Origin of the sequence: Streptomyces sp. CB02366 (assembly GCF_001905905.1) — a bacterium.
Classification (GTDB): domain Bacteria; phylum Actinomycetota; class Actinomycetes; order Streptomycetales; family Streptomycetaceae; genus Streptomyces.
The window spans coordinates 129360-154145 of record NZ_LIVT01000008.1 but is presented as its reverse complement, the minus strand read 5'-3'; the positions used below and the strand labels follow the sequence as shown (position 1 = coordinate 154145).

25 protein-coding genes are annotated in these 24786 nt (G+C 74.5%); 14 read left to right on the top strand and 11 right to left on the bottom strand.

Annotation, left to right across the window (positions count from 1 at the left end; translation table 11 throughout):
• Window positions 1-115: 115 nt before the first annotated feature.
• Window positions 116-481: a tetratricopeptide repeat protein gene (locus tag AMK24_RS22895; protein WP_073770720.1), complete on the bottom strand. Its 366-nt coding sequence runs from the start codon at window positions 479-481 to the stop codon at window positions 116-118.
• A 146-nt stretch (window positions 482-627) separates the two neighbouring features.
• Between AMK24_RS22895 and AMK24_RS22890 the strand changes: the two genes are divergently transcribed.
• Both AMK24_RS22890 and AMK24_RS22880 read left to right on the top strand, forming a co-directional pair.
• Complete coding sequence (locus AMK24_RS22890) at window positions 628-1593, top strand: pirin family protein (RefSeq protein WP_073770719.1); 966 nt, start codon at window positions 628-630, stop codon at window positions 1591-1593.
• 2588 nt (window positions 1594-4181) lie between these two features.
• Window positions 4182-4463, top strand: a complete 282-nt coding sequence (locus AMK24_RS22880) for a metal-sensitive transcriptional regulator (protein ID WP_018845516.1) — start codon at window positions 4182-4184, stop codon at window positions 4461-4463.
• 707 nt (window positions 4464-5170) lie between these two features.
• On the opposite strand, the gene AMK24_RS22875 is transcribed toward AMK24_RS22880, so the two are convergent.
• The 6 genes from AMK24_RS22875 to AMK24_RS22850 form a co-directional block, all read right to left on the bottom strand.
• Window positions 5171-5746 carry a rhodanese-like domain-containing protein gene (locus tag AMK24_RS22875; protein ID WP_073770717.1) on the bottom strand — a complete coding sequence of 192 codons (576 nt, stop codon included), beginning with the start codon at window positions 5744-5746 and terminating at the stop codon, window positions 5171-5173.
• Between the two features lie 403 nt (window positions 5747-6149).
• Window positions 6150-6893, bottom strand: coding sequence for a sulfite exporter TauE/SafE family protein (locus AMK24_RS22870; RefSeq protein WP_073770716.1), 744 nt, complete (start codon window positions 6891-6893; stop codon window positions 6150-6152).
• A complete protein-coding gene (locus tag AMK24_RS22865) occupies window positions 6890-7255 on the bottom strand; it encodes a rhodanese-like domain-containing protein (RefSeq protein WP_073770715.1) in 366 nt (121 codons plus the stop codon). Before AMK24_RS22865 ends, AMK24_RS22870 begins: the two co-directional genes overlap by 4 nt.
• Window positions 7256-7292: 37 nt before the next feature.
• Window positions 7293-8657 (bottom strand): MBL fold metallo-hydrolase, encoded by a 1365-nt coding sequence (locus tag AMK24_RS22860; protein ID WP_073770714.1) that lies wholly within the window; start codon window positions 8655-8657, stop codon window positions 7293-7295.
• A gap of 356 nt (window positions 8658-9013) precedes the next feature.
• The gene (locus AMK24_RS22855; protein WP_073770713.1) at window positions 9014-9862 is read right to left on the bottom strand and encodes a cytochrome c oxidase assembly protein; all 849 of its coding nucleotides are present in this window, start codon (window positions 9860-9862) and stop codon (window positions 9014-9016) included.
• Window positions 9859-10347: a DUF2243 domain-containing protein gene (locus tag AMK24_RS22850; RefSeq protein WP_073770712.1), complete on the bottom strand. Its 489-nt coding sequence runs from the start codon at window positions 10345-10347 to the stop codon at window positions 9859-9861. Before AMK24_RS22850 ends, AMK24_RS22855 begins: the two co-directional genes overlap by 4 nt.
• 485 nt (window positions 10348-10832) lie before the next feature.
• On the opposite strand from AMK24_RS22850, the gene AMK24_RS22840 reads away from it, so the two are divergent.
• Both AMK24_RS22840 and AMK24_RS22835 read left to right on the top strand, forming a co-directional pair.
• Window positions 10833-11498: an ATP-dependent endonuclease gene (locus tag AMK24_RS22840; protein ID WP_073770710.1), complete on the top strand. Its 666-nt coding sequence runs from the start codon at window positions 10833-10835 to the stop codon at window positions 11496-11498.
• Window positions 11499-11895: 397 nt separating this feature from the next.
• On the top strand, window positions 11896-12339 hold the full coding sequence (locus tag AMK24_RS22835; protein WP_073770709.1) for a subtilase-type protease inhibitor: 444 nt from the start codon (window positions 11896-11898) through the stop codon (window positions 12337-12339).
• A 296-nt stretch (window positions 12340-12635) separates the two neighbouring features.
• Here the strand turns inward: AMK24_RS22835 and AMK24_RS22830 are convergent, their stop codons facing one another.
• From AMK24_RS22830 to rpmG, 3 genes are read right to left on the bottom strand one after another with little or no spacing between them, the layout of a single operon-like run.
• Window positions 12636-13790 (bottom strand): CobW family GTP-binding protein, encoded by a 1155-nt coding sequence (locus AMK24_RS22830; protein ID WP_073770708.1) that lies wholly within the window; start codon window positions 13788-13790, stop codon window positions 12636-12638.
• Entirely contained in the window at window positions 13787-14041 is a 255-nt protein-coding gene (locus tag AMK24_RS22825) for a type B 50S ribosomal protein L31 (RefSeq protein ID WP_073770707.1), read from the bottom strand. Before AMK24_RS22825 ends, AMK24_RS22830 begins: the two co-directional genes overlap by 4 nt.
• A 55-nt stretch (window positions 14042-14096) precedes the next feature.
• The gene (gene rpmG, locus AMK24_RS22820) at window positions 14097-14261 is read right to left on the bottom strand and encodes a 50S ribosomal protein L33 (RefSeq protein ID WP_073770706.1); all 165 of its coding nucleotides are present in this window, start codon (window positions 14259-14261) and stop codon (window positions 14097-14099) included.
• A 71-nt stretch (window positions 14262-14332) separates the two neighbouring features.
• Between rpmG and rpmB the strand changes: the two genes are divergently transcribed.
• Complete coding sequence (gene rpmB / locus AMK24_RS22815) at window positions 14333-14569, top strand: 50S ribosomal protein L28 (protein WP_073770705.1); 237 nt, start codon at window positions 14333-14335, stop codon at window positions 14567-14569.
• Window positions 14569-14874, top strand: coding sequence for a 30S ribosomal protein S14 (rpsN, locus tag AMK24_RS22810; protein WP_073770704.1), 306 nt, complete (start codon window positions 14569-14571; stop codon window positions 14872-14874). The genes rpmB and rpsN overlap by 1 nt, the downstream gene beginning before the upstream one ends.
• A gap of 96 nt (window positions 14875-14970) precedes the next feature.
• Here rpsN and AMK24_RS22805 read toward each other — a convergent pair whose 3' ends face one another.
• Window positions 14971-16248 carry a hypothetical protein gene (locus AMK24_RS22805; RefSeq protein WP_073770703.1) on the bottom strand — a complete coding sequence of 426 codons (1278 nt, stop codon included), beginning with the start codon at window positions 16246-16248 and terminating at the stop codon, window positions 14971-14973.
• A 188-nt stretch (window positions 16249-16436) separates the two neighbouring features.
• Between AMK24_RS22805 and AMK24_RS22800 the strand changes: the two genes are divergently transcribed.
• The 8 genes from AMK24_RS22800 (at window position 16437) to AMK24_RS22770 (ending at window position 24781) form a co-directional block, all read left to right on the top strand.
• A complete protein-coding gene (locus tag AMK24_RS22800) occupies window positions 16437-17438 on the top strand; it encodes an ABC transporter substrate-binding protein (RefSeq protein ID WP_073770702.1) in 1002 nt (333 codons plus the stop codon).
• The gene (locus tag AMK24_RS22795; RefSeq protein WP_073770701.1) at window positions 17435-18496 is read left to right on the top strand and encodes a FecCD family ABC transporter permease; all 1062 of its coding nucleotides are present in this window, start codon (window positions 17435-17437) and stop codon (window positions 18494-18496) included. The genes AMK24_RS22800 and AMK24_RS22795 overlap by 4 nt, the downstream gene beginning before the upstream one ends.
• Window positions 18493-19560 carry a FecCD family ABC transporter permease gene (locus AMK24_RS22790; protein ID WP_073770700.1) on the top strand — a complete coding sequence of 356 codons (1068 nt, stop codon included), beginning with the start codon at window positions 18493-18495 and terminating at the stop codon, window positions 19558-19560. The genes AMK24_RS22795 and AMK24_RS22790 overlap by 4 nt, the downstream gene beginning before the upstream one ends.
• 26 nt (window positions 19561-19586) lie before the next feature.
• Window positions 19587-20516: an ABC transporter ATP-binding protein gene (locus AMK24_RS22785; RefSeq protein ID WP_384578502.1), complete on the top strand. Its 930-nt coding sequence runs from the start codon at window positions 19587-19589 to the stop codon at window positions 20514-20516.
• A 68-nt stretch (window positions 20517-20584) separates the two neighbouring features.
• A complete protein-coding gene (gene amiA, locus AMK24_RS34850) occupies window positions 20585-20719 on the top strand; it encodes a streptamidine family RiPP (RefSeq protein WP_242435222.1) in 135 nt (44 codons plus the stop codon).
• 143 nt (window positions 20720-20862) lie between these two features.
• On the top strand, window positions 20863-21825 hold the full coding sequence (locus AMK24_RS22780) for a hypothetical protein (RefSeq protein WP_073770699.1): 963 nt from the start codon (window positions 20863-20865) through the stop codon (window positions 21823-21825).
• Window positions 21822-23417 carry a CocE/NonD family hydrolase gene (locus tag AMK24_RS22775; RefSeq protein ID WP_073770698.1) on the top strand — a complete coding sequence of 532 codons (1596 nt, stop codon included), beginning with the start codon at window positions 21822-21824 and terminating at the stop codon, window positions 23415-23417. The genes AMK24_RS22780 and AMK24_RS22775 overlap by 4 nt, the downstream gene beginning before the upstream one ends.
• Window positions 23414-24781, top strand: coding sequence for a YcaO-like family protein (locus AMK24_RS22770; RefSeq protein ID WP_199876483.1), 1368 nt, complete (start codon window positions 23414-23416; stop codon window positions 24779-24781). Before AMK24_RS22775 ends, AMK24_RS22770 begins: the two co-directional genes overlap by 4 nt.
• Window positions 24782-24786 lie beyond the last annotated feature (5 nt).

Below are 24786 nucleotides of genomic sequence, written 5' to 3'. Positions count from 1 at the left end.
TCTGCCCGTGCACGTCCGCGCGCGGCGGGGCCGAGCCCGCCCCCGGCGCGGGGTTCTCGGCCACCGGGGCCGCGCCGATCGGTGCGGCCCCGGTCGGAGGGGGCGGGGAGGCGGCTCAGGCGCGGGCGGCCGTGGGGCCGAAGTCGCCGTTGAGGGCGGCAGCCATCCGCAGGTGCGGCGCGGCGTCGGCGGTCCGTCCCTGGCGCTCCAGGGTGCGGCCGAGCATGAGGCGCGCGTAGCTCTCCACCGGGTCGAGGTCCAGGATGGCCCGCAGCTCCTCCTCCGCCCTGCCCAGCCTGGCGGAGTGGTAGTAGGAGCGGGCCAGCAGCAGGCGCGGCGCGACCTGTTCCGGCGCCTCCTCGACGAGTCCGCCCAGGATCCGCGCGGCCGTCACGTACTCCTTGGCCTCGAAGAACATCTGCGCCCGGTCCCACCGGTCGGCGGCGGTGCCGAACTCGTAGTAGGTCTCGGTCTCGCTCACGGATCCTCCTTCGTGTGGTGCGGGCCGTCCCCGGACCGCCCCGCCGTATGTTCAGCTGCGACAACAACGCACAATGGTTGAACATTCCACTAAGTGTCCGGCGTGGAGCCCCCCGCTCCACACCCTGCGGGAATAGGTTGAGCCCCATGAGCAATATCGATCGCCAGGCCACCCCCACCGTCTGCGGAGGGCGGGGCTTCGTCGTCGCCGAGCCCGTCCGCGAGCTTCTCGCCCCCCGCCGCGTCCGGCTCGGCGGGAGCACCGAGGTGCGTCGCCTGCTGCCCAACCTCGGGCGGCGCATGGTGGGCGCCTGGGCGTTCGTGGACCACTACGGGCCGGACGACATCGCGGACGAGCCCGGGATGCAGGTCCCGCCCCACCCCCACATGGGCCTCCAGACCGTCAGCTGGCTCCACGAGGGGGAGGTCCTGCACCGGGACAGCCTCGGCAGCCTGCAGACGGTGCGCCCCCGCGAACTGGGCCTGATGACCTCGGGCCGCGCCATCAGCCACTCCGAGGAGAGCCCGCGGGAGCACGCCCGCCTGCTGCACGGGGCGCAGCTCTGGGTCGCCCTGCCGGAGGCGCACCGCAACGTGGAACCGCACTTCCAGCACCACGCGGACCTGCCCGTCGTCACCGCTCCCGGTCTGACCGCCACCGTCATCCTGGGCGAGCTGGACGGAGTGGCCTCGCCCGGCACCGCGTACACCCCGATCGTCGGGGCCGACGTGGCACTCGCCGGCGGCGCCGAGGCCCGCCTGCCCCTGGACCCCGACTTCGAGTACGCGGTCCTGTCCATGTCGGGCGAGGCCGAGATCGACGGCGTGCCCGTGCTGCCCGGCTCGATGCTCTACCTCGGTTGCGGCCGCACCGAACTGCCCGTGCGCGGTGTCTCCGACGCCGGCCTGATGCTCCTGGGGGGCGAGCCGTTCGAGGAGGAGCTGGTGATGTTCTGGAACTGGATCGGACGGTCCCAGGAGGAGATCGCCCAGGCCCGCGAGGACTGGATGAACGGCACCCGTTTCGGTGAGGTGCAGGGCTACGACGGCGCCCGCCTGCCTGCCCCGGAACTGCCCACGACCCCGCTTAAGCCACGCGGGCGAGTGCGCTGACCTGCGGAAACCTATGGATGGGCTGGTCGTGCTTCCACGGCCGGTCGCCATTCCGGGGCCCCGATCCGCATTCTGTCCGGGGCTCGGGGCTCGGGGCTCGGGGCTCGGGGCTCGGGGCCCGGGGGGCTGTTGGATGTGAGAGGAGGCGCGTCGAGTCTCGTGTCCGAGCTTGTGTGTCAGGGCTGCGCGTAGGGCAGGTACTACGTCAGGACCAGCCGTCGGCCGAACGCGCCCTGCTCCCGCGGACAGCGCTCGGTGACGCGGCAGACCCCAGGATCGCCCCGCCACGGGCGGATCGTGCCGCCGGGTCGGAGTGGGAGCTGTTCTGGGACCGTGGGGGCGACGACATCACGCCACCGCGGTCTGGTCCTGTCGCCGCACCGGCGCTGGGCGCCGGGCCCATCGAAGGCCAGGTGCCGCTATCCGATCACCTCGGGGTGCTGCGCACCGTTGACCTCGCGAACGTCACGCCGAGAGGCCGCCTGGCGGAACCCGTCAAAGAGACCGCCGCCCTCGGCGCTCTCTCGGAGTCTTTGGGCCGACGAGGTGATGGCGACCGTTGACGGTGATCTCGTGGCGGGAGCCGGCGAAGCGGTCTTCCGTCTCACTCCACGATGACCTCGTCCTTTTCGCTGCCAGGCATGGATGACTTCCCGGTTGACGTTCTTTCAGGGCAACGGCACGGGGACGCAAGTTGACGAATGAGGGGGCAAAGGCCTGGGGGAAGGCGCTGCCCGGTGAGCTTGTCGAGGTACTGGACCTTGAGCCTTTCCATCATCACGCGCCGGCGTGAGGTCGGAAAATTCTCATTCCTCGCCCACGTCGGCCTGACCCTCCACCCCCCACACCCACCAAATTCACGAAAAGATCAGTAGGCACCATGTCCCGTTCTGTCGCGTCGGATGAAGAGAGGTTATCCGACATGATCACAGATGTCCGAGAATCGCGGACAGGAGGGAAGGGGGTCGGATCCGGCGGTGCCGTTCGAGCGAATTCAGAAAAAGGTGCCCCCCGGGCCGGAAGAATGCTGATCACACCGCCGATTAAAAATGAGGGGCATAACAACGGGTTCCTTCCGTTCTGTCGCTGAGGTTCCCGGCCGGCCGGTGCGTGGCACCTCATAACCGGTCGAGGTCGAACGGGTCTGCTGCGTGATCGGGTGACAGTAGGGTTTTACGCGTCGAGTGCTGTGTGAGGGATCATCATTGTTTCGTATTCGACGGGCGTCCATCGGCCCCGGCGGAGGGGCGATCCGTAGTCGGATGAATGTCGCCTGTCCAACTGTCTGAGCAGACGGCAACCCTTTTCACTCTTGCGTGTGGTTACTCCATTGGGTAGCCGGGGGACGCTTATGAAGGAGCGGGAAAATAAATGCGATCATTGCGGTCCTATTCTGAACCGATTGAATGGCGTTCGTCTCTCCGCTCCCGTTAAAGTCGTCCCGCGGCTTCTCGAGGCGGGGTGGCGTCCACCCGGCGCACTTAGGGGTGCGAAGAATTTCAGGAGGCGGCATGACCGCAGCGTCCACTTCCGCAGAAGCGTCATTACCCGCGCAGAGCGTGCCCGAGGGCCCTCGCGCCGCGGTCCTCGATGACCGCGATACGACGTGCGGCCCGCCGCCCTGCGAGACGGGTCCGCCGGGACCCCAGGGCCCGCCGGGGCCCCAGGGCCCACCGGGATCCCAGGGCCCCCAGGTCGTACAGGCTGCACGGGTCCTGCCGGACCTGCCGGACCCACTGGCCCCGCAGGGATGACCGGCCCCGAGGGACCGGCCGGCCCGCAGGGGCCGCGCGGCGCGGAAGGGCTTGCGGGTCCGGCAGGCGCGAGCGGCCCACCCGGCCCCGAAGGCCCCGTGGGGGCCAGGGGATGCGAAGGCCAGCCGGGCGAAGACGGCAGGGACGGCAAGCCGGGCGTCCGCGGGCTGCCCGGAGTCGACGGCCGGGAAGGGCCGGCCGGGCCTCGGGGACCGCAGGGGCTCAGGGGCGACGTGGGTCCCGAGGGCGCCGCAGGACCCCGGGGCCGCCGCGGCCCCAAAGGTGAACCCGCCGACCCGCCCAGCCCGGAGCACCTGAAACAACTCATCAGGGAGGTTCTCGCCGAATTCGGATTCTGCGTCCCCACCTGACCCTTCCGTATCCGCCGACCGAGCTGATTCCGACCTGCCGGTGATGTCCGCCGGCCGGGCGGCTCTGCAACGCGATGAGGCTCCTGGTGGGAGGTGGCACGACCGAGATCCACCGTGTCATCTCCTCGGCCGCCTGTTGCGACAGGCCGTTGGCGCCGGTCGGACCGCGGCACACCACCGCATCCGGTCTGGGATCGGTTCGAGGAAGAGGCCGGTCCCGGGCCCGTCTCCCCCCGACCCGCTGGGGCTTCTCGGCGGGGATGCGTCTCGCTCGGGGCCGGGGGCCCTGGTCCCTGCGGTTTTCTCACACCGCTTCCGTCGATGACGGTCAACTCATGCGGGCAGGCGTCGGCTTGGTCGGCGGTGAGGGCGATGGTGGGCGTCACCGGGGACTTTTCTGTGCTCGGTTGGGGTTATCCCTTCGATAGGATACCCATGGGGGTATCTCGAAGGGGCGTGGGTTGTGGAACTGGCGATGGCGGCTGAGGAACTGAAGACGGTGGTCAACCGGCTGCGCCGAGCGCAGGGTCAGATCGCCGGTGTGATCAAGATGATCGAGGAAGGGCGGGACTGCGAGGACGTGGTCACGCAGCTCGCGGCGGCTTCCCGGGCTTTGGACAAGGCGGGTTTCGCGATCATCGCGACCGGATTGCAGCACTGCCTGACCGATGCGGACATGGCTGCTTCCGGTGACCGGGAGCAGATGCGGGCCCGCCTGGAGAAGCTGTTCCTTTCTCTGGCCTGAGCCGGGGTCAGCCTCCCCGCCGGCCGTGAGGGTGCTGAGGCGCTCAGCGGGCCGGCGCCGACGGCGGCCTGCGGCGGGAGAGCCCATCCGACGGCCAGGAGCGGTGGCGAGGGGGTTCCCGCCGGTCCGGGCGCCGGCCAGGGGGTCGGAGCGGGGCCCCGGGGCCTGTCCGACCCATGATCACCGAGCGTGAGCGTGCTCGCCTGATTGCCGTGCCGCCCTGACGTCGGCCGGTGATTCCGGGCAGGTGCCGGGGGAGGGGGGAGAAGACGGTGGCAAGAGGACGGGCGGCAGCGGGTCGCTGCTCGCGTTGCCCCGGACGCGGCGCAGGGGCAGGGAGAGTGGTCGGTGAGGGTCGGGGCCAGGTGGAGCGCGTACGAGGTTGCGCCGTCTTCGGGGGCAGGAGTGGACGGGGCGATGATCCGGATCGACACGTTGTGCGGACGCGCCGGGGGCCGGCCACCTGTCGGCTGAGCCGTTTCGTGCCGGTCCCCGCGCGGGAGTTGGTGGTGCTGATGGCGGCCGCTGTGGCGGCACCGGCCGCCCTGCCCGGGGCTGCTGAGGCCGGCCGGAAGGCGGAGCCCGCAGTCCTCGCCGCGTGAGGAGCCGTCCGCGCACGGGTAGCGGGCCTTCGGCCGCATGCCCGGCGTGCGGGAAAAGGGGTGGAGGGGCCCGGCAGCCGGGCCCCTCCACCCCTTTCGCGTGGCTCAGCGGTTGCGCAGTGCGGCCAGGGCGTCGTCGAGGTCGGCGGTGCGGGGGCGGTTGTGGGGCAGCTTGGCGAGTATGGCGGCCATGCCGCAGGTGTTGGTCAGGGCGGAGAAGACCAGGCCTCCCGCGATGCCGGCGGAGATGAGCTGGAAGGCGGGGTGGACGACGAGCCCGAGCAGCAGGCCGAGCAGCACGGTCACTCCCGCGGTGAGCCTCACCTGCCGTTCCATGCCCCAGGTGGCATGCGACGCGCCCCGGGGGTGGTGCAGCTCGTGGCCCTCGGCCGTCCAGGCGCCGGTGCCTCCCGACAGGGTGGCGGCGGTGACGCCGTTCTCCGTGAGGATCTTGCAGGCGTTCTCGGAGCGGGCCCCCGAGGCGCAGACGACCAGGACGTCACCGCGGCCGGCGGCGTGCCGGATATCGGGCAGCGCGCGCCGGATCTGGTCGAGGGGGACGTTGAGCGCGCCGGGCAGGTGGCCGCCGGCGTATTCGCCCGGCGTCCGCACGTCGATGATGGTCAGTTCGTCCAGGCGGGTGCGAGCCTCGCGGGGGGCGAGGGCGGTGGGTGTGGTCATCGCGGAGGTCATCCTTACAGTTCGACGGGGTGTCCCCGGGGGGGGGACTGTGTCACCCCGGGGGTGTGGCGTGAGGGGTGGTGGGGGGGGTGGTCCGGCCGCAGCGGAGCTGAGGGCGGTTCGAACCGGCCGTGCCGGTCGCGGGGGCTGATCACCGGGATGATCCGGGTGAGCGGACAGGGGCGGATCGCCAAGAGGCGGCCCCCCGGTCGGCTGCCGCCTCAGCGCGCTGGGCCGGGCGGGCTTCGCGGTCGTCCCGGCCGGCCTGCGGCCGTGGCCGCCCGGGGTCGAGGACGGCCGCCGTCAGGGCGAGGACCTCGACGAGAGGCGCGGCCGGCGGCCGGGTACGCCCCTCTGCCCCTGGGTCTTCCGTCCCTGGCCCGAGAGCGCCGGGGCCTCGTGCTCAGACGACCACGTCGACGAGCATGAAGGCCGCCACCGCCAGCAGGACACCGGCGAAGGCCTTCTGCAGGGTGGTGCCGGAGATTTTCGCCGCGAGCCGTTTGCCGTCCCAGGCGCCGAGGATCGCCGCTCCGGTGAAGGGGCCGATGATCTCCCAGGGGAGCCCGCCACCGGCGCCGGTGCGAGCGGTGAGCGCGGCGAGCGAGTTCACCGTGATGACGAGCAGGCTGGTGCCCACCGCCTGCCGCATCCGCAGTCCCAGGACGCTCACCAGGGCGGGCACGGCGAGGAACCCGCCGCCGACCCCCAGGAAGCCCGTCACGGCGCCCAGCCCGGCGCCGGCGCCGGCCGCCTTGCCCGGACGGACCCGGCCCGGCGGCTCGGACGCGGACGGTCGCAGCATGCGCACGGCCGCCAGCGCGGCGACGGCCGCGAACGCCGCCGTCAGCACCGCTGCGGACAGGCGCCCGGCGACGGCGCCGGCGAGGAAGGCGGGGGCGATGCCCGCCGCGGCGAACAGCGCCCCCGTCTTCCAGGCCACGTTCCCCTCGCGGGTATGGGCGTACAGGGCGGTGGCGGAGGTGGCGGTGACGATGATCAGGGCGGCGGAGGTGGCCGCCGCCGGGGTGAGGCCGAGCAGGTAGATCAGGGCGGGCACGGCGAGGACGCTGCCGCCGCCGCCCAGGGCTCCGAGAGCGAGACCGACGACGGCCCCGGCGATGACGGCGAGAACGAGCGCGGTCATATGATCCGGCCGCTGTTCCCGCACTCGTCGACGACCGGATGCCCGGCGCCGGACCACGCGTTCATGCCGCCCTCGACGTCCACCGCCTGCGCTCCGCGCTCGACGAGGAGCTTCGCCGCCTGCTGGGAGCGTTGGCCGCTGCGGCAGATCACCACCAGCGGCCGGCCCTGCGCCTCGGCGGGCAGCGGGCCGCCGACGGCCAGTTCCGTCAGCGGCACGTGGACGGCGCCCCGGGCGCGGCCCGCGGCCCACTCCGGCTTCTCACGCACGTCCAGCAGGACGGCGTCGGGCTGAGCGCCGCTGGTACGGCTGTGCGCCTCCTCGACCGTGACGCGGGGACTGTTTCGGCGAAAGAGGAACATCACGTGCTTCCTTTCTTGCGGGGGAGAACGGCCGAAGTCAGCCGGAGATCAGGGGCAGCCCGGCCTCCGCCGCAGCGTCGAAGCCGTCGTCGACGGCGACCACGTCACGGCCTGCGGCATCGAGCAGGGAGGCGGCGATCGCCGCGCGCATCCCGCCGGCGCAGTGCACCCACACCGTCCCGTCCGGCACCTCGCCGATGCGGCCGTGCAGCTCGTGGACCGGGATGTGGACCGAGCCGTCGATGTAGCCGCCCGCACGCTCGGAATCCCGCCGTACGTCCAGCACCACCACCTCCTCGCCGCGCTCGCGCACCTCGGCGAGGTCGGTGAAACGGGCGCGGGGGAAGGAGGCGAGCTGCTCGCCGGGGCGGACCCAGCCGGTCGGCTCGCCGGTGGCGGCGGCGGCCGGGCGGTCGATGCCCACCCGGGCCAGCTCCCGCTGCGCGTCGGCGACCTGCTGAGGGGTCTCGGCGAGCAGGACGACGGGCTTGCCCCACGGGATCAGCCAGGCCAGGTAGGTGGCGAGCTTGCCCTCGCTCTCGAAGTTGAACGACCCGGCCACGTGCCCCTCGGCGAACGCCATACGGTTGCGCAGGTCCACCACCCACTCACCCGCGGCCAGCCGGGAAGCGATCTCCTCACCGTCCGCACGCCGGGGCGGGGTCAGATCGACCGGGGCGGGGCCCGCGGCGTTGGCCGGGCCCATGTGCGCGTAGTACGCGGGCACGTCCTCCAGGCCGGCGAGCATCTGCGCGACGAAGGTGTCCACGTCCAGGGTCAGCGCGTCGTTGTTCCTGCGCTCCTCGCCGATCGTGCTCGCGTCCCCCTCGGCCTGCGAGGAGGAGCAGAAGCTGCCGAACCCGTGCGTGGGCAGCACCGGCACCTCGTCGTCCAGCTCGTCGACAAGGCGGTGCGCGGAGGCGTGCTGAGCGCGGGCCAGCTGCTCGGTCAGCCGCGGCTCGACCAGGTCCGGGCGGCCCACGCTGCCGATCAGCAGCGACCCGCCGGTGAACGCCGCCACCTCACGCCCGTCCTCGGCGAGGGCGTAAGACGTGTGGTGCGGGGTGTGCCCGGGCGTGGCGATCGCCCGCAGCGTCAGGCCCCCGTCCACCGTGAAGGTATCGCCGTCGGCGACCGGGGTGCGGGCGAAGGACACGTGCGCCCCGGCCGGCACCAGGTACCGGGCGCCGGTGACGCGGGCGAGCTCCAGGCCGCCGGTGACGTAGTCGTTGTGCACGTGGGTCTCGGCGACGTAAGCGATGCGCACCCCGCGCCGGGCGGCTGCGGCGATGACCTGGTCGATGTCGCGCGGCGGATCGACGACCACCGCGGCAGCGGGCCCGCCGGTCAGGTAGCTGCGGTTGCCCAGGCCCTCGAATTCCAGGTTGTCGATGAAGAACACGCCTACGACTCCTCTCGGACGATGTACCCCGGGGGGTATCGGATACTCACCCTAACAGCGATACCCAGGGGGGTATTCCACGAGTGGTCGGCGCCCCGTTCCGGCATCGCCTCGCCCCATGCGGACACCCGGTGGGGTATCGAGGAGGCAACGGCTCCGAACCACCCGGCAGCGTCCGTGTTCCACGTCCGCGCCGTCCGCCTCGCCGCCCCCGCCCCGGCCCCGGCGCCATGGTCACGCTCACCGGACCGGACATGCTCAAGTCCGTGCCCGGCGAAGTCGCCGCCTGCCTGGATGCCGCGCTGAACGCCCTGTCCGCCCCCCCCGGGCCCCGACCGGCAGCCCGGCACGGCGTCTCAGTGGCCGACCGGCACCCCGGTCACGGCGCGCGGCCCCGGGCCGGCGCCCGCCGTGCGCCGTCCTCGCGTCCAGGCCCGGCCGGTGGCGCGGTACCAGGAAGCGGCCACCACGACCGCGAGCGCGGCTTCGGCCAGATCGCCGCCGTAGTACATGACTTGGGCGCCGGTGTGCAGGTCGGCGGCGGTGAAAGCGGTACCGGGCGGCTCGGCCGCGTACAGGGTCTTGGCGAGCACGGAGTGCGCGGCACCGGCGGCCAGCAGGGTCGCCCCGCGCAGGACCACACTCCGGCGGCGACGTACGGGGTCGAGCTGGCCGACGGCGAAGGTGAACAGCAGCCCGGCGGCCAGGACGTGCGCGTGCACTGCGGCGTGCAGCCACGGCTCGTGCCGCATGGCCGCGAACAGTCCCGTGCGGTACAGCAGCCACAGCCCGCCGACATCCAGCAGGGCCGCCAGCGGCGGGAAGACCAGCCAGGCCGCCGCACGGCTGTGCGCGAGGGCCAGCAGCCCCCGGCGCGTGGCGCCCGGCGTCAGGGCGCGCAGGGCCAGGGTGAGAGGGCGGGCCCCGACGAGCAGCAGGGGGGCCGCCATGCCGACGATCAGGTGCTGGACCATGTGGGCGGTGAACGGCCCGCCCGGCAGCGGGCCCACCGCGGCCCAGGCCGCACCGGCGCCCCCGGCGGTGAAGGACACCCCTCGCCACCGCGGCCAGCCATCCCCCCGCCGCCGCAGACGGGCGGCGGCCAGCAGATAGAACGCGGTCGCCGACAGCGCACCCGCCACCGTGACCAGGTCGAGCGGGCCAGGGGCCGTGGCCGGGCCGGGATGGACGTGCGCGAAGATCACGACGCCGCCGCCCCGGCGCGGCGGCCCGCGCGGACCGCCAGCGCCACACCGATCAGCAGCAGCACCAGACCGGCGATGTTCCACGCCCAGTCGTAGGGGGTGACGTCCACGCCGTAGCGGACCTGGTGCAGCCGCAGCAGCTTGTGGTCCACGATGCCGTCGAACAGCTGGAAAAGGCCCGACCCCAGGAAGAACCCGGCCCAGCCGTGGGCCGGGGCCAGAGCGCGGCGGCGCCGCAGATCGGCGTAGGCGAAGAACCCGGCGACCAGCGCGAGCAACTCGCCGGTGTGCAGCAGCCCGTCGGAGAGCAGGCCCACGCCGGGGGTGGACCGGTCGTAGAAATGGTGCCAGCCCAGAATCTGGTGGAACACGATCTCATCCACCGCGGCCGTCACCGCGACCCCGATCACCCCGCACACCACCATCGACCTGCGCGGCTCCGGCCGCGCACCGGGCACCGTGGACGGGTGGACCGATGCGTTCATGGGACTGCCTTCCTGCCGTGCCCGGAATCGTCTGCCGCCCGATACGCCTACCCCCTCCCACCGGGAACGCCCGCCCTCCACAGCATCCGGGTGAGCCGTCGGCCGCCGGGCGGGCCCCGAACCGGCCGGGGGTCACGGCACCGGCGGCGGGTGCCCGCACCGGCGTGATCGAGCGCCCACTGTGGCGGGGGCTCATGGCCGGCGCCGCTGTCCGGACCGGCGGGGCTCCCCTCGCGCCGCCGGAACGCGCTCGCCGACGACTGAAGGGTCCCGCTGCTGCTCGGGCGCTTCGGCGCGCCGACGGCGCTGCCGGCCGCGGCTCCCGCGCACGGATCTCCGGCGCCCCGCGGGCCGGCGCGCCGCGGGGGGCGGGGCGCGGCGCAGGCGTACCGCCGACCGCCCGGCCCGCGCGCTCGGCCGCGCCTTCGGCCCGCGGAGGCGAAAACCCCTGTCGCACCGGGCGGTCGGGGTGTGAGACTGGCCGGGTGGACACAGCGGCGCGCTTCCGGCGGACGGTCATCTCCTGGGCGGCGGGCGACGGGGACGCACCGAGGCTGGCGGAGGCCGGGGCCGCCCGTGAGCTGGCGGCCGAACTGGGCCTGCGTACGGTGGTGCTCGTGGAAGGGGTCAGCGACCGGGCCGCGGTCGAAGCCCTCGCCGAACGCCACGGCCGTACGCTGACCGCCGAAGGCGTCGTGGTGGTCCCCCTGGGGGGAGCCGCCAGCATCACCCGCTTCCTGCGGCTGCTCGGCCCGGACGGCCTCGGCGTCCGCCCCGCCGGCCTCTGCGACGCGGCGGAACGGCGGTTCTTCCTCCAGGGCCTGGAGCGCACCGGTTTCGGTGTGGCGGCCACCCCGGACGACCTGGAGAGGCTGGGTTTCTTCACCTGTCACGCCGATCTGGAGGACGAGCTGATCCGGGCGCTCGGCACGGACGGCGTCCAGCGGGTCATCGAGGACCAGGGGGATCTGCGTGCCCTCCGCATCTTCCAGAAGCAGCCCGCCCAGCGGGAGCGGACGGTCGAGGCACAGCTCCGGCGCTTCATGGGGACCATCAAAGGGCGCAAGGAGCACTACGCCCGCGCCCTGACCGAGGCCCTAGACCTCGCGCACCCGCCGAAGCCGCTGGAGGGTCTCCTCGCACACCTCTGAGGCTGCGACCGCCGGAGAAGGCCGCGCGTGAGGCGGGGGCGCACCTTCCGGGCGAGCCCCGGGGCTCCGGCGGCCGGTCGGCGGGGCCACCGGGAGTCTCCCCGGCGCCGCTCCGGTGTGCGGCTCCCCGAACGGCGGCATTTTCCGGCCGAAGCGCCACCGGCCGCCGCAGGGCCGCCCTCGCGTTCATGCAGGTCAGATGGTTGTTTCGGATTGAACCGCCGAAGTGCGTCCATATGCTGGACGGTGAGAGCCGGGCCGCTGAACTGCCCGAATGACCATTCGGTCGGTTCGGGTGTCCGTCCGCGGCCGGAAGCGGGCCGTCGATGTGCGCTTACTTTCCGCATGCGTAAGACTCCTGACCGCAATCACGCATCCGACAAAGGAGTCTTCACCCATGCGACGCAACCTGCACCTCGCCTTCGCGACCCTCGCGGCGGGCACACTCCTGCTCGGCGGCCTCGCCACCGCCACCGCGCAGGCCGCACCGGCGAAGGCCGAGAGTCTCTACGCGCCTTCCGCACTCGTCCTCGGCGTCGCCCGCGGCGAGGATCCGCAGACCGCGACCGTCGAGCGGGCCGTGACGCTCAGCTGCGCCCCCACCGCCGGGGGGACACACCCCGCCCCTGCCGCGGCGTGCAAGGAACTGGCCGAGGTCCAGGGGGAGTTCTCCGAACTGACCGCCGGTCCGTCGAACCGGACCTGTACCCGCCAGTGGGATCCGATCGTGGTGACCGCCCACGGCGTCTGGCAGGGCAAGGCGGTCCGGTTCAGCACCACGTACGGCAACGCCTGCGAAATGGCGGGCAGCATGGACGACAACGCGGTCTTCGCCTTCTGACCCACCAGAAGTCCGACCCTGCGGCGTCGGGGTGACGGAGCGCCGTACCGTCCCCGCGACCGCACCGGCCGCCCCGCCCCACCCGGCGTGCCCCGCACACGCCCCCGTCCGCGACGACCGGGAGCGCCGCGGTCGCCTCCAGCCGTTCCGCCGCGGCCGGCAGCGATCCGCCCCCGGTCGGTTGCCCCCGGCCCGATCCCGGCGTGAATCCGACCCCCGCCCGACCTCGCCCGACCCCTGCCCGGCCCGACGCGCTCGCCGTACGGGCCGTGGGCGCTTCGTGGGCCGGCACCTGCTCAGCGGACCGGATCGAGGAAGACGTCGAAAGCGCCGGGCAGCCGCTTCCACCCCTCCGGGCCCGATCCGTACTCCGCGTCCGTGAGCAGGCAGGAGTCCAGCAGCCGGGGCAGGCGGTCGCGGTCGAGGCCGGGGGAGACGAAGACCAGGTGCTGACAGCGGTCGCCGTGCTCGGGGTGCCAGTCCAACGCGGCGGCCGCCCGCCGGTAGGGCGGCGCCATGGACCAGGCGGCGTCGGGCAGCGAGGCGAGCCAGGGGCCGGTGTTCTCCAAGCAGAGCGCACCGCCCGCGGCATCCCAGGAGAGCAGCGTGTCCGGCCGGTCCGCCAGCCAGAACCGGCCCCGGCTGCGGACGGCGGCGCAGCTCAGTTCCTCCAGCGCGTCGAAGAGGCGACCGGTGTGGAAGGGGCGGTGCCGCCGCCAGACGAGCGTGGCCACCCCGGCCTCCTCCGCCTCCTGCGGAAGCAGCGCGGAGGCGGGATGCCGGCCCGCCGCCGCGGCCTCCACGTCGAACCCGGCGAACGCGAGGCGGGCCAGGTCGCCCGCCCCGCACCGTGCCTGACGGGCGGTCGGGTTCACCTGCCGGAGGAGGGCGTGGTCCTCGTCGCCGGCCGCCGGGTTCGGCGTCACGGCGAGCACGGGCGCGTACTCCGTCTGCCGGGCCCAGGTGTCGCCGACCGTCCGCCGGTCGGCGGGCGCCGCCGCGAGCCCGGCCTGGGCCAGATCGTCGCCGTTGGAGAGGCGCGGCAGGACGAGCGTGGGGTCGACCGCCGCGAACACGTTGGTCACCACGGCCGCGTCGGTGTGCGCCGCGATCGCCTCCGCCGTGGAGTCCGGTTCGACGGAGTCCCACAGTTCCAGGACGGCGAGACGGGTGAGGCCGTCCCCCGCGAGCCGTTCGAGTTCGGGGACGAGGTCCTCACGCAGGGCGCAGCAGGCGCAGTCGTTCACGAGCGGCCTCTCGCCGCAAGCGAGTTCGCCGTCGGCGTCGCGCAGCGAGCGGCGGACCGTGCCACCGGGGGCCGCCGACAGGTCGTGGTGCAGGGCGACGCTGTGCGGGATGTCCCGCAGCAGCTCCTCCACCGCGTCGTGACGCGCTTCGGCGTGCAGGCCGCAGACGATGACGACGGGCAACCGGGTGGGGTGCCCGCTCACCGGACCTCGCCGCGCCCGTAGCGGCGCTCGAAGCGCTCGACGCGTCCGGCGGTGTCCAGGGCGCGGGCGGTGCCGGTGGGGAAGGGGCGGCTCGCGGAGGAGGCCTCCGCGTCGACCACCGGACAGGTGGTGCCGTCCTCCCGGGCGACCGTGCGCTCGCCGGTCGAGGCCGACCGGGTCGGGAAAGCGAAGTCGGCGGCCTTGTCGCGGAAGACGGCGGGGCGGTGGGCGGGGTGGATTCCGGGCTTCATGGCGATGTCCTCGGGTTCGGGTTCGGGGTGGGCGGGAGGCCGTCTGCGGTGGGGCTCAGCGCTCCTCGCGGAAGTCGACATGGCGGCGGGCGACCGGGTCGTACTTGCGCAGCGCCATCCGGTCGGGGTCGTTCCGCCGGTTCTTGCGGGTGACGTAGGTGGAGCCGGTTCCCGCCGTGGAGCGGAGTCCGACGACCGGGCGTACTTCGGTGCGAGCCATGGGCGCTACTATATGGCAATGGTTTCCATTTTCAATAATGGATCGTCCCGAAGGAGAGGCAGGTGCCTTCCATGTCCGCCCACTGCCAACTGACCGGCTCGAAGCCGGGATTCGGCAACGACATCTCCCACTCGTACCGCCGGACGCCCCGCCGGTTCGATCCGAACGTCCAGCACAAGCGGTACTGGTTGCCCGGGGAGGGACGCCATGTGCGCCTCACGCTGAGCGCCCGGGCGATCAGGACCGTCGACCGGATCGGCATCGAAGCCGCGGTCGCGCGCATCCGTGCGCGAGGAGGGAAGGTCTGATGGCGAAGAAGAGCAAGATCGCGCAGAACGACAGGCGCCGGGCGACCGTCGAGCGCTACGCGGCCCGCAGGGCCGAACTGAAGGAGGTCGTCCGGCGGCCCGGCACGCCGGATCGCGAGCGGGCGGCGGCCGTGGAGGAGTTGCGGCGTCAGCCGCGCGACGCGAGCGCCACCCGCGTCCGCAACCGCGACAGCGTGGACGGCAGGCCCCGGGGCTATCTCCGTACGTTCGGTCTCTCCCGGGTCCGGATGCGCGAGCAGGCCCATGCGGGGTTCCTGCCGGGGGTGACGAAGTCCTCCTGGTGACGCGGGCCGGCTTCGCGTCCGCGTCGGCCTGGGGCCGCCCGGCGGTGCGGGTGGTGGCGCGGCGAGGACCGTCGTGCCACCACCCGCGGGGAGGACTCAGCGGCCCACCGGGTCGGTGTGCGCTCCGTCCTCGGGGGCGACGAGGGCGAGGTGGCCGCCGTCGTCCAGCGGCGTCGGGAGGCTCAACGTCGTCACCCGCGCCATCCGGTCCGCGTCGAAGACGTGCACCTCCCCGTGGCCTCCCCGGCTCACCGCGACCAGTCCTGAACCGGGGGAGGCGGCGACGGCCCGCCGCTGGACCCCGTCCCACGGCGTTCCGCCGGGCCGGGGGGCGCCGGTCATGGCGGGCAGCGGCAGCCGCGCGCGGACCTCCGGGCGGGCCCCCGCGTCCCGGGGTGCGCTGAGCAGGACGAGTTCGTCGCCGGCCGGGTGGACCCGGGTGTACGCGATGTGACGCGCGGTCACCGCGAGCCGGAAGACCAGCCCGGGGCCCAGTTCCAGCCGGCCCGTGGCCCCGGTGTCGAGGTGGTGCCACCAGGCGTCGTTGGTCCACTGCGGCCACTGCCCCGGATCGCCCGGGCCGCCGCGAACGCAGGACCAGAGCATGCGCCGTACGGGGTCGAGCCGCAGGTAGTGGCCGCGCCCGCCGGAACGGCCGTCGGCGGACCAGGGCAACGGGGCCTCCGTCGTGAGGCCGTCGCCCCGCCGCCGTACGCGGTGCACCCCCGACCCGGCGGCGGCGAACACCCGCCCGGTGAGCGGGTCGTGGGCGTCTCCGTGCCCGTCGTCGTCCGGCAGGGCGATCCGCAGGGCCGGGCCGGCCGGGGGGCAGGAGGGGGCCGAACGCATCAACGCGCGGTGCCGGTACGCCAGGAGTTCGCCCGGCTCCCGATGGCGCAGCACCACGAGCGGCGAGGGGCCGCCGAGGACCGTGACCCCCGGCTCGCCGGTCCGCCCCCGTACGCGTACGGCTACCGCGCCGTCCGGCGCGTCGAGATCGACGGCCGTCAGCAGCCCGGTCCACGGCTCCTCGTTGCGTCCGAGCCCGGTGGTCACCGCGAGGAACCGCCCTTCCGGGGCCGCCGCCAGGTGTTCGGCCGGAACCGCGACCGGTACGCGACGCCGGATCAGGGGGCGTCCCGCGCCCGGACCGTAGGGGTCGAGGGCCAGCAGTTCGCCCGCCCGGTCGTCCACGCAGGCGACCAGGCCGTCCGGGAGGGCGAGGAAGCCGGCGTGCTCGGAGAGGTGGCGGTGGTTCACCTCGGCCCGTTCCGTGCCGTCGGGGAGGTCCAACAGGCTGATCCGCCCGGCGACATGGTCGGAGACGAGGAGCCGGGGCGGTGAGGCGGGGGCGGGGGGCGCGGGGTGGGGCATGGCGAACTCCTGAGGTGGGCGGGGGTGATGGGGCGGCCGTGGTCGACGGGTCTCGAAGCACGCAGCCGCTCACTTTATTGGAAATGATAATCATGTGTAGAGTTTCGGTTCGTGGCGGGGATCACTCCCGGGGCTCCGCCGCCGCTGCCGCACGCCCGGGACCGCACAGGAACGTTGAGGGACCGTCGATGCCACGAACCGCGCTGAGAGTCCGCCGCTGGGCCGCGATCGCCGTACTGGGAAGCCTGCTGGCCGGTTGCGGAACCGGGGAGGCGGACACCGGGCAGACCGGTGCCGCGGGGGCGGCGGCCGTTCCGGGAAGCGGGGCCGCGGCCCGTACCGCCACGGACGTGCGGCCCATCGAGGCCGCCACCCGGATCACCGACGCCAGGGGCGTCACGGTCTCCCTGCCGAAACCGCCGGAGAAGATCGTCTGTCTGGTCGCCCTCTGCGACGACATCCTCGTCGAGCTGGGCATGAGCCCCGCCGCCACCAACTCCCAGGTGCTGGCCCACCCGGATTTCCTCGGCGAGGAGGAGGCGGCGAGGGTGCCGGTCGTGCCCGGCGGCTTCCTCAGCCCCGAGGTCGAGGCGATCCTGTCCCACCGGCCCGACCTGGTCATCGGGCTGGAGGACACCCACGGGAAGCTGGCCCCCGCCCTGAAGGGCGCCACGGCCTTCTGGCCCGTCCAGCCGGGCTCCTGGCAGGACAGCGTCGGCTACCTGCGGAACCTCGCCGCCCTCACCGGCCGCACCGAGCAGGGCGAGAAGGCGGAGAAGGCCTTCCGCACCCGCCTGGCGCGGGCGGAGGAGACGAGGAGCGACAGGACCGCGCTGATCGTCTTCGGCAGTGACGAGAACTTCGGCGTGGCCACCCCGGAGACCGACGTGGCGGCCGGACTCTTCCCGAAGATCTCCCACTACCCCTGGAAGAGCCGGGGCATCGACGGCAGTTACAGCCTGGAGGAGATCCTCGCCCGGGACGTCGACGTCCTGTTCGTGGAGACCCTGTCCTTCGGCGCACCGAACGGCAGGCTCTCCGACAAGCTGGCGAAGAACCCCCTCTGGTCCCGCATCCCCGCCGTGCGGAACGGCAAGGTCGTCGAGGTCGACTCCGAGGTGTGGGCCAAGGGGCGCGGCACCCGCTCCCTGGGGCTCGTCCTCGACGAGGCGACGGCCGCACTGCGGTGAGGCGTCCGCCCGTGGCGCTCCTCTGCCTGGGCGCGGTCGCCCTGGGCAGTGCGGTCTGCGCCCTCAGCCTCGGTACGCCGTACGTCCCGCCCGCCGACCTGCCGGAAACGCTGGGGGCCGACGGGCCGGCGGGGCTCGTCGTCACCGAACTGCGCCTGCCGCGCCTGGTGTCGGCGCTGGTCGCCGGAGCCTGTCTGGGCGCGGCGGGCCTCGTCCTCCAGGAGGCCCTGCGCAACCCGCTGGCCGTGCCGGAGATGCTGGGTGTCTCGTCGGGGGCCGCGCTGGGCGTCGCCGCGCCGCTCGTTCTGGCCCTGGCCGTCCCGCTGGGTCTGCAGCCCTTCCTCGCCCTCGCGGGGGCGGCGCTCGGCGGCCTGCTCACCCTGGTCGCCGCCGGGTTCGGGCGCAGCCCCTCGGCCGTGCTGCTGACCGGAGCCGCCGTCGCCGCCGCACTCCAGGCGGCCCTGCTGGTGCTCATGGTCATGGCCGACCAGCTCGACCTCCAGCTCATCTACCGCTACCTGCTGGGCAGTCTGTCCGCCCGCACCTGGGACGACGTCACCGGCCTGCTGCCCTGGCTCGCCGTGGCCGTCCCGGCGCTGGTGCTGTGCGCGCCGGTGCTCGGCGTGCTGCGGCTCGGCGACGACGACGCACGCGCGCTCGGCGTACGGGTGGAACGGGCGCGGGTGGCCGCCCTGGGTATCGCCGTCGTCCTCATCGCCCCCGTCGTCGCGGTCTGCGGGCCGGTGGCCTGGGTCGGCTTCCTCGCCCCGCACCTCGCCCGCCGCCTGCGGCCGGACGCGGGTGCGGCCGGGTGGCTCGCCCGGTCCGCCGCGTGCGGCGCGGTCGTCGTGCTCTGCGCCGATCAGCCGGCCCGGCTGGCGCTCGCCCCGGTCGAAACGCCCGTCGGCGCGTGGACGGCCCTGGTCGGAGTGCCGGCCGGGGTGCTGCTGCTGAAACGGGGGAGGCGCCCCGCACGGGGCCGGGAGCCGGACGGCGTCGCCGTGCCGGGGGCCCCGGCGGGCCACCCGGCCCCCGCCCCGCGAAAGGCGGAACGATGAGCGTGGTGGAAACGGCTCCCCGGCGCCCTGCCCCCGCCCGCCGTGCTCTGGACCTCCCGGGCGTCCGGATGGGCGTGCTGGGCCTGCTGGTCGCCGTGGTGGCGTGTGCCGGTCTGTTCGCCGGCCGGGGCGTCGCCGCCGAAGTCGTACGGGCCGTGCTGCTCGGGGCCCCCGCCGATCCGACGGCCGAACACATCGTGCTCCGACTGCGGCTGCCCCGGGTGCTGGTGGCGCTGGTCGCCGGGGCCTGCCTGGGGGTGGCCGGGCTGGTGCTCCAGTCCGCGCTGCGCAACCCGCTGGCGGGCCCCGAGGTCACCGGCGTCACTCCGGGCGCGGTGCTCGGCGCGGTGACCGCGACCGGCCTCGGCCTCGCGGGCTGGGATTCCCCTGCGGCGGTGGTCGTGGCGGCCTGTCTCGGCGGCTTCGCCGGGGCGGGGCTGCTCTGGCTGCTCGCCGGGCGGGACCGGGGCGACCCGGAGCAGACCGCCGTCTACGGGGTCCTCGTGTCAGCGGTGCTCGCCGGCCTCACCGCGGTCGTCCTCCTGGTGGCTCCCGGCGAACTCGGCAGCGTCGTGCAGTGGCTGATCGGCTCCACCGAGGGACGGGTCTGGCAGCACGGGAATCTGCTGTGGCCGTGGGCGGCCTTCTGGGGCGCGGCGGCCTGGCTGCTCGCCGGCCCGCTGACCCTGTTGCGCTGCGGCGACGAACAGGCGTCCGCCGCCGGTCTGGCCACCGGCCGGGGGCGGGGAGCGGCGCTCGTGTGCGCGGTGGCGCTGACGGCCGGAGCCGTCTCGGCCGTGGGCGCGCTCGGCTTCGTGGGACTGCTGGTGCCCCACCTGGCGCTGGCCGTCTTCGGGGCCGACCTGCGGGTCGCGCTGCCGGGCGCCGCGCTGCTCGGCGCGGCGGTGGTGTGCGGTGCGGACGCGGCCGCCCGGCTCCTGTCCCCGCTGCTGGCGTCCGCCTTGGGCGCGGACCGGCTGACTCTCCCGGTCGGCGCCCTGACCACCTGCGTGGGGGCGGGGCTGCTGCTGGCTGTGGCGCGACGGCGGGCGGACGAGCGATGAAGGAGAGACGGATGGAGAAGGCGGAGATGTCCGAAGGCCTGAACGGACACGTGGGCGTGCGCCGGACGGAGAAGCCCCGACCGGAGGCGGGAGCGGACGCGGCGGGAGGCCCGGGCGGCGGTGGGCGAGCCGGACCGGAGGTGGTCCGCGCGGACGCGCTGGCCTTCGGCTACCCCGGACGCACCGTGCTGCGCGGGGTGGACCTGAGCATCCGCGCCGGTGAGCTGGTCGCCCTGATCGGACTGAACGGATGCGGCAAGAGCACCTTCCTCAAGCTCGCCGCCGGACTGCTCACTCCGAGCGGGGGACGCGTCCTGCTGGAAGGCGACGACGTGGCGCGGCTGTCCCGCCGCACCGCTGCCCGGCGCGTCGCCCTGCTCCACCAATCAGCGCCCGCGGTACCGGGGCTGACGGTGCGGCAACTCGTGCGTCAGGGCCGCTACGCCGCCCGGGGGCCGCTCGGGATGCTGCGGGAGGGCGATGACGAGGTGACGTCCCGGGCGCTCGCGGACGTCGGCGTCACCGCCTGGGCCGACCGCCCGGTGGACGCGCTGTCCGGCGGGGAGCGCCAGCGTGTGCGGCTGGCGATGGCGCTGGCCCAGGACGCCCGGCTGCTCTTCCTCGACGAGCCGACCACCTACCTCGACCTGCGGCACCAACTGGAGGTGCTGCAGACGGTCGTACGGCTGCGCGCGGAACGCCGGCTGACGGTGGTGATGGTGCTGCACGACCTCAACCACGCCGCCCGGTTCGCCGACCGCATCGTCGCCCTGCGCGAAGGGCGCGTCGCCGCCGACGGGACTCCCGCCGAGGTGGTCACGCGACGGCTGCTGGTCGAAGTCCTCGGCGTGGAGGGCCGGGTGGGGACCGATGACGAGGGCGGGTGGCCCGTCTGTTACCCAGATCACCCTGTCGGCCCGCCCCGGCTATTGCGCAATGAAAATCATATTCATTAGTGTCTGTGGTGCGGCACGGAACATCGCCGCGACCGACACCCGACCGATGTGAATGGAGGCTTCAACTCATGGAGCAGAACAAGGTGTTCAGCCCGATCGCCGACCAGGGCCAGCTCGCCCACCTCTCCGCCACCCACTCGAACGCCCTCGTCGAGAACCCCTTCGACGACGCCGTCGAGCCCGACACCGCGGCCGAGAAGTAAGCGAGCCCCGCCGCTGACGGCGGCTTCCCCGCACAGCGCGGGCGGGCCCGCCCGGTGAGATCCCGGGCGGGCCCGCCCCGTCCGCCGCCGCCCCGCGTATCACTCTCCCGCCCCCATCACCTGCTCCCGCCCCGGAGGATTTCGTGACCCGCAGTCGACTGGCTCCCGGTGCCGGGATCGTCACCGCCCCCGGTGCCGGCCCCGTACTCCGCACCCCGGACGGGGAGTTCCTGCGCATCGACACCGGGGGCGTCGACGGGGCCGCCCTGGTGCGCCGACTCGCGGGGGAGGCGGAGCCGGCCGCCGAAGGCCCCGACGGCGAGCGACTGGCGCGGCTCGTGGAGGCGTTCGAGACCGCCGGGTACGCGGGGGCCTCCCCGCTCCGGCGCCCGCTCGACGGCCGCACCGTCCACGTCCTCGGCGACCCCGTGCTCACCGAGCCGGTGGTCCGCTGCGCGGAAGCGGAAGGGGCCGAGGTCCACCCGATCACCCGGGACGGCGTGGCGGAACTCGCCCTGGGGGCCGCGGACCACCGCACCGAGGGCCGCGTCGCCGTGGTGTGGTGCCTCGACTCACCCGTGCCGGAAGGGCTGTGGGAGGCGGCGGACCGGCTGCCGGGGCGGCGCGTCGCCTGGTTGCGCTGCCACCGCGAGGGCGCCCACGTCTGGACCGAACCCCTCGCCGCCACCCCCGAAGACGTCACCTCCCGCCACGTCCGGCTCCGCCGGCTCGCGGCCACCCCCGCCCATCGCGAACTCGCCGCCTACTGGGCCGGACACCGCACCCCCGACACCGGCCCGCACACCACGGGCGCCTCCGCCGCGCTGATCGCCGCTCTGCTCACCGCCGACCTGATCGCCTGGGCCGCGGCAGAGGCGGAAGCGGGGCCAGGGGAGGAGACCGGTACGGACCCCGCATCCGGGGCCGGGGGAGGAGCCGCGGCGCGCCGGGGCCTTCCGGTCCGCCGTCGGCTGCGCCGGATCGACCTGCGCGATCTCACCGTCGCCGAGCACCCCGTACTGCCCGTCCCGGATGTGGCGCCTCTGCCCGCCGCGGCCCGGGTGAACAGGCGCCCCGGCGCCGGGACCGCGCAGGCCCGCTCGTGAACATCCGTACCGTGCACGTCCCCGCGCCGGACGGCGCCGCGCTCGCCACCGACGTATGCCTTCCCGGCGGAGCCCGCCCCCGCCCCGCCGTCGTCATCAGGACCCCCTACGGGCGGGAGGCCCACCGCGCCGAACTGCGCAGCTGGGCCGCGCACGGATTCGCGGCCCTCGCCCAGGACGTGCGCGGCCGCCACGGTTCGCCGGGGGAGTGGCGGCCCTACGAGGAGCACGAAGGACCGGACGGAACGGCCTCCATCGCCTGGGTGCGGGCCCAGTCGTGGAGCGACGGAAAGGTCGTCGCGGCCGGGGCCTCCTACGCCGCCTACTGCGCCCTCGCCGCGGCGCTCGCCGGGACCGGCGGCGGGCTGCGCCAGGACGGCCGCCCGGGCGGGGCCCACCGCGACGGCGGCCCCGACGCCGTCATCGCCGCCGTCCCCGCCCTCGGCCTCGTCGAGACGGCACGGGAACCCGGCGGCCCGGAACGGCTGTGGGCCCGCGCCGGCTGGTGGGCGGCCCACGGGGACCGGCGCGACTCCGACCCGGACGCGCTGAACCGTGCCGTGGCGGACGACCCCGGCCTGCTCGAACACCTCCCGATCACCCGCCTTCCGGAGCGGTTGGCCGAGCCGCTGGGGCGCGAGCTGCCGTCGTGGTCGCGCCTGTGGGCCGCACACGAGCGAGGCCTACTGGTCGCGGCGGGCGCCGCCGCGCGCCTCCCGCTGCTCGCCGTGGGCGGCACCCGTGACCCCTTCGCGGACGACACCGTGGCCCTGTGGCACGGTTGGGGCGGGCCGGCCCGCCTGCTGCTCGGCCCCTGGGGCCACCGCCTCACCGCCGACCCGGACGCACCGCCCCGCGCCCGCGTCAACCTCGGCGCCCTGTACGTACGGTGGGCCCGCGCCGCACTCGCCGGGGCGCTGGAGCCCACCCGGCGCGGGGTCATCGCCCTGGGCGACAGCGGCCGTTGGCACCGCGCTCCCGGGACGGCGGCGGCTCTTGACCCGTCCTCGCCGGGCGGGCCGGAGACGGCGCGGAGCTGGCCCTTCGGCTCGCCCACCGGTCTACGGCTGCTCCACGGAGCCGAGTTCACCGCCGACCCGGGCCGCCCCGTGCGCTCCGACGACCTGACCGCCCCGGCCGGCGGCCCACCCGACCGGTGCCTGTTCCTCTCACCGCCCCTGCCCCGCCCGCTCGATCTGGCGGGGACCGCCGTCGCCCACCTCGACGTCACCGCCGACACGCCCTCGGCGGACTGGGCCGTACGGCTGACCGCACTCGACCCGTCCGGCCGCGCGGACCCCCTCGCCTTCGGCATCGTCCGCCGCGCCGACCCGCCCGGCCGGGCGGCGGACGTCACCGTGCCACTCGGCACCCTGGGCCGTCGGCTGCCCGCCGGAACCCGGCTGCGGGCCGAAGTCGCCGGACACCACTTCCCCGCCCACGCCCGCAACCCGCACACCGGCGAGGACCCCGTCACCGCCACCCGGCTCGTCCCGTCCCGCCGCACCGTGAACCCCCGGGGCGGCGCACTCCACCTGCCCGTCGTCGCCCGACGCCGCTACGTCGAGCCCGCACCGGAGATATGCCGTTGACCAGTACCCTGCCCATCGAAGCCCTCGTCGACCCCGTCAGCGGAATCATCCGGGGCGTCGCACCCGTCGAGCACCCCGCCGGGGCCCCGCCCCGCTACACCGCGATGACCGCCGACGTCGCCGACGCCCGCCGCCTCGGCGCCTGGCCCGCCGACCGCGTGTCGCTCGGCACGACGTTCGGCGACCCCCGGGGCGCCTGGACCGCCGCCGTGGCGGAAGCGGTGGAACGCTACTGCGGCAACCGCGTCCCGCCCCCCGGCCACCCCCAGGAGCCCCGGCGGGCCACCGCCGCCGAACTGGCCGCCGAAGGACACCGCGTCTACGGGCCCGGCGCCCTGCCGACGTACGCCCCCTGGCAGTACGGCCGCTCCCGCTTCCCGTACACCGAACTCACCCCGGACACACCGGCGCTGTGGACCCGGGCCACCGAGAACGGACTGCCCTGCTGGGCCCCCGTGGCGCTGACCCACCTCAACTGGCGTCAGGGCGAGCTGCGTTCACTGCCCCGCACCCACCACCTCAACTACGCGGGCATCGCCACCGGACAGGGACTCGACGACGCCGTCGAGCGCGGACTCCTCGAAATCGTCGAACGCGACGCGCTGGAGCTGTGGTGGCACCTGGACGGGCCCACACGGGGCATCGATCCCGCCAGCGTCCCCGGCCTCACCGAAGACCTGGCCGGCTGCGGCCTCGACGTGCACATCGTGGAGATGCCCTCCGAGTTCGCGCCCTGCTCGGCCGCGCTCATCCGCGACCCCGAACGCGGTATACACGCGGCCGGGTTCGCCTGCCGCTACGACCCGGCGGAGGCGGCGCGCAAGGCCGTCCTGGAAGCCGTGCACACCTGGGTCTTCACCCAGGGGGCGGTGGACGCCGACGGGTGGGTGTACCGGGCGATCGACGCCGGCATGCTCGCCCGCGGCCTCTACCTGGACCACCGGCCGGACCGGCGCTATCTCGACGACTGCGGGCCCGGGTTCGCCGCCGTCCGCGACCTGGGCGCCCATGTCCAGGTCTGGCTGGACGACCGGATGGCCCCGCTCGCCCGCCGCTTCACCGAACCCGCCCTCGGGACCGGCCCGGTCACCGCGATCGAGCCCGGCAGCCGGGCCGCCCTGGACGCGGCGCTCGCCGGCGGGGGCCACCGGGTGATCACGGCGGACCTCACCACGGAGGACGTCGCCGAGACCCCGCTGCGCGTCGCCCGTGTCCTCGTCTCCGGCCTCATCCCCAACGCCCCCGCCGCCTTCGGCTACTTCGGCTGCCCCCGCTTCGCCGACGCGGCGCTCGGTCGGGGGTGGCGTGCACAACCGCCCACCGCTCCGCAGGACTTCACCCTCGCCCCGCCGCCGCACATGTGAAGGAG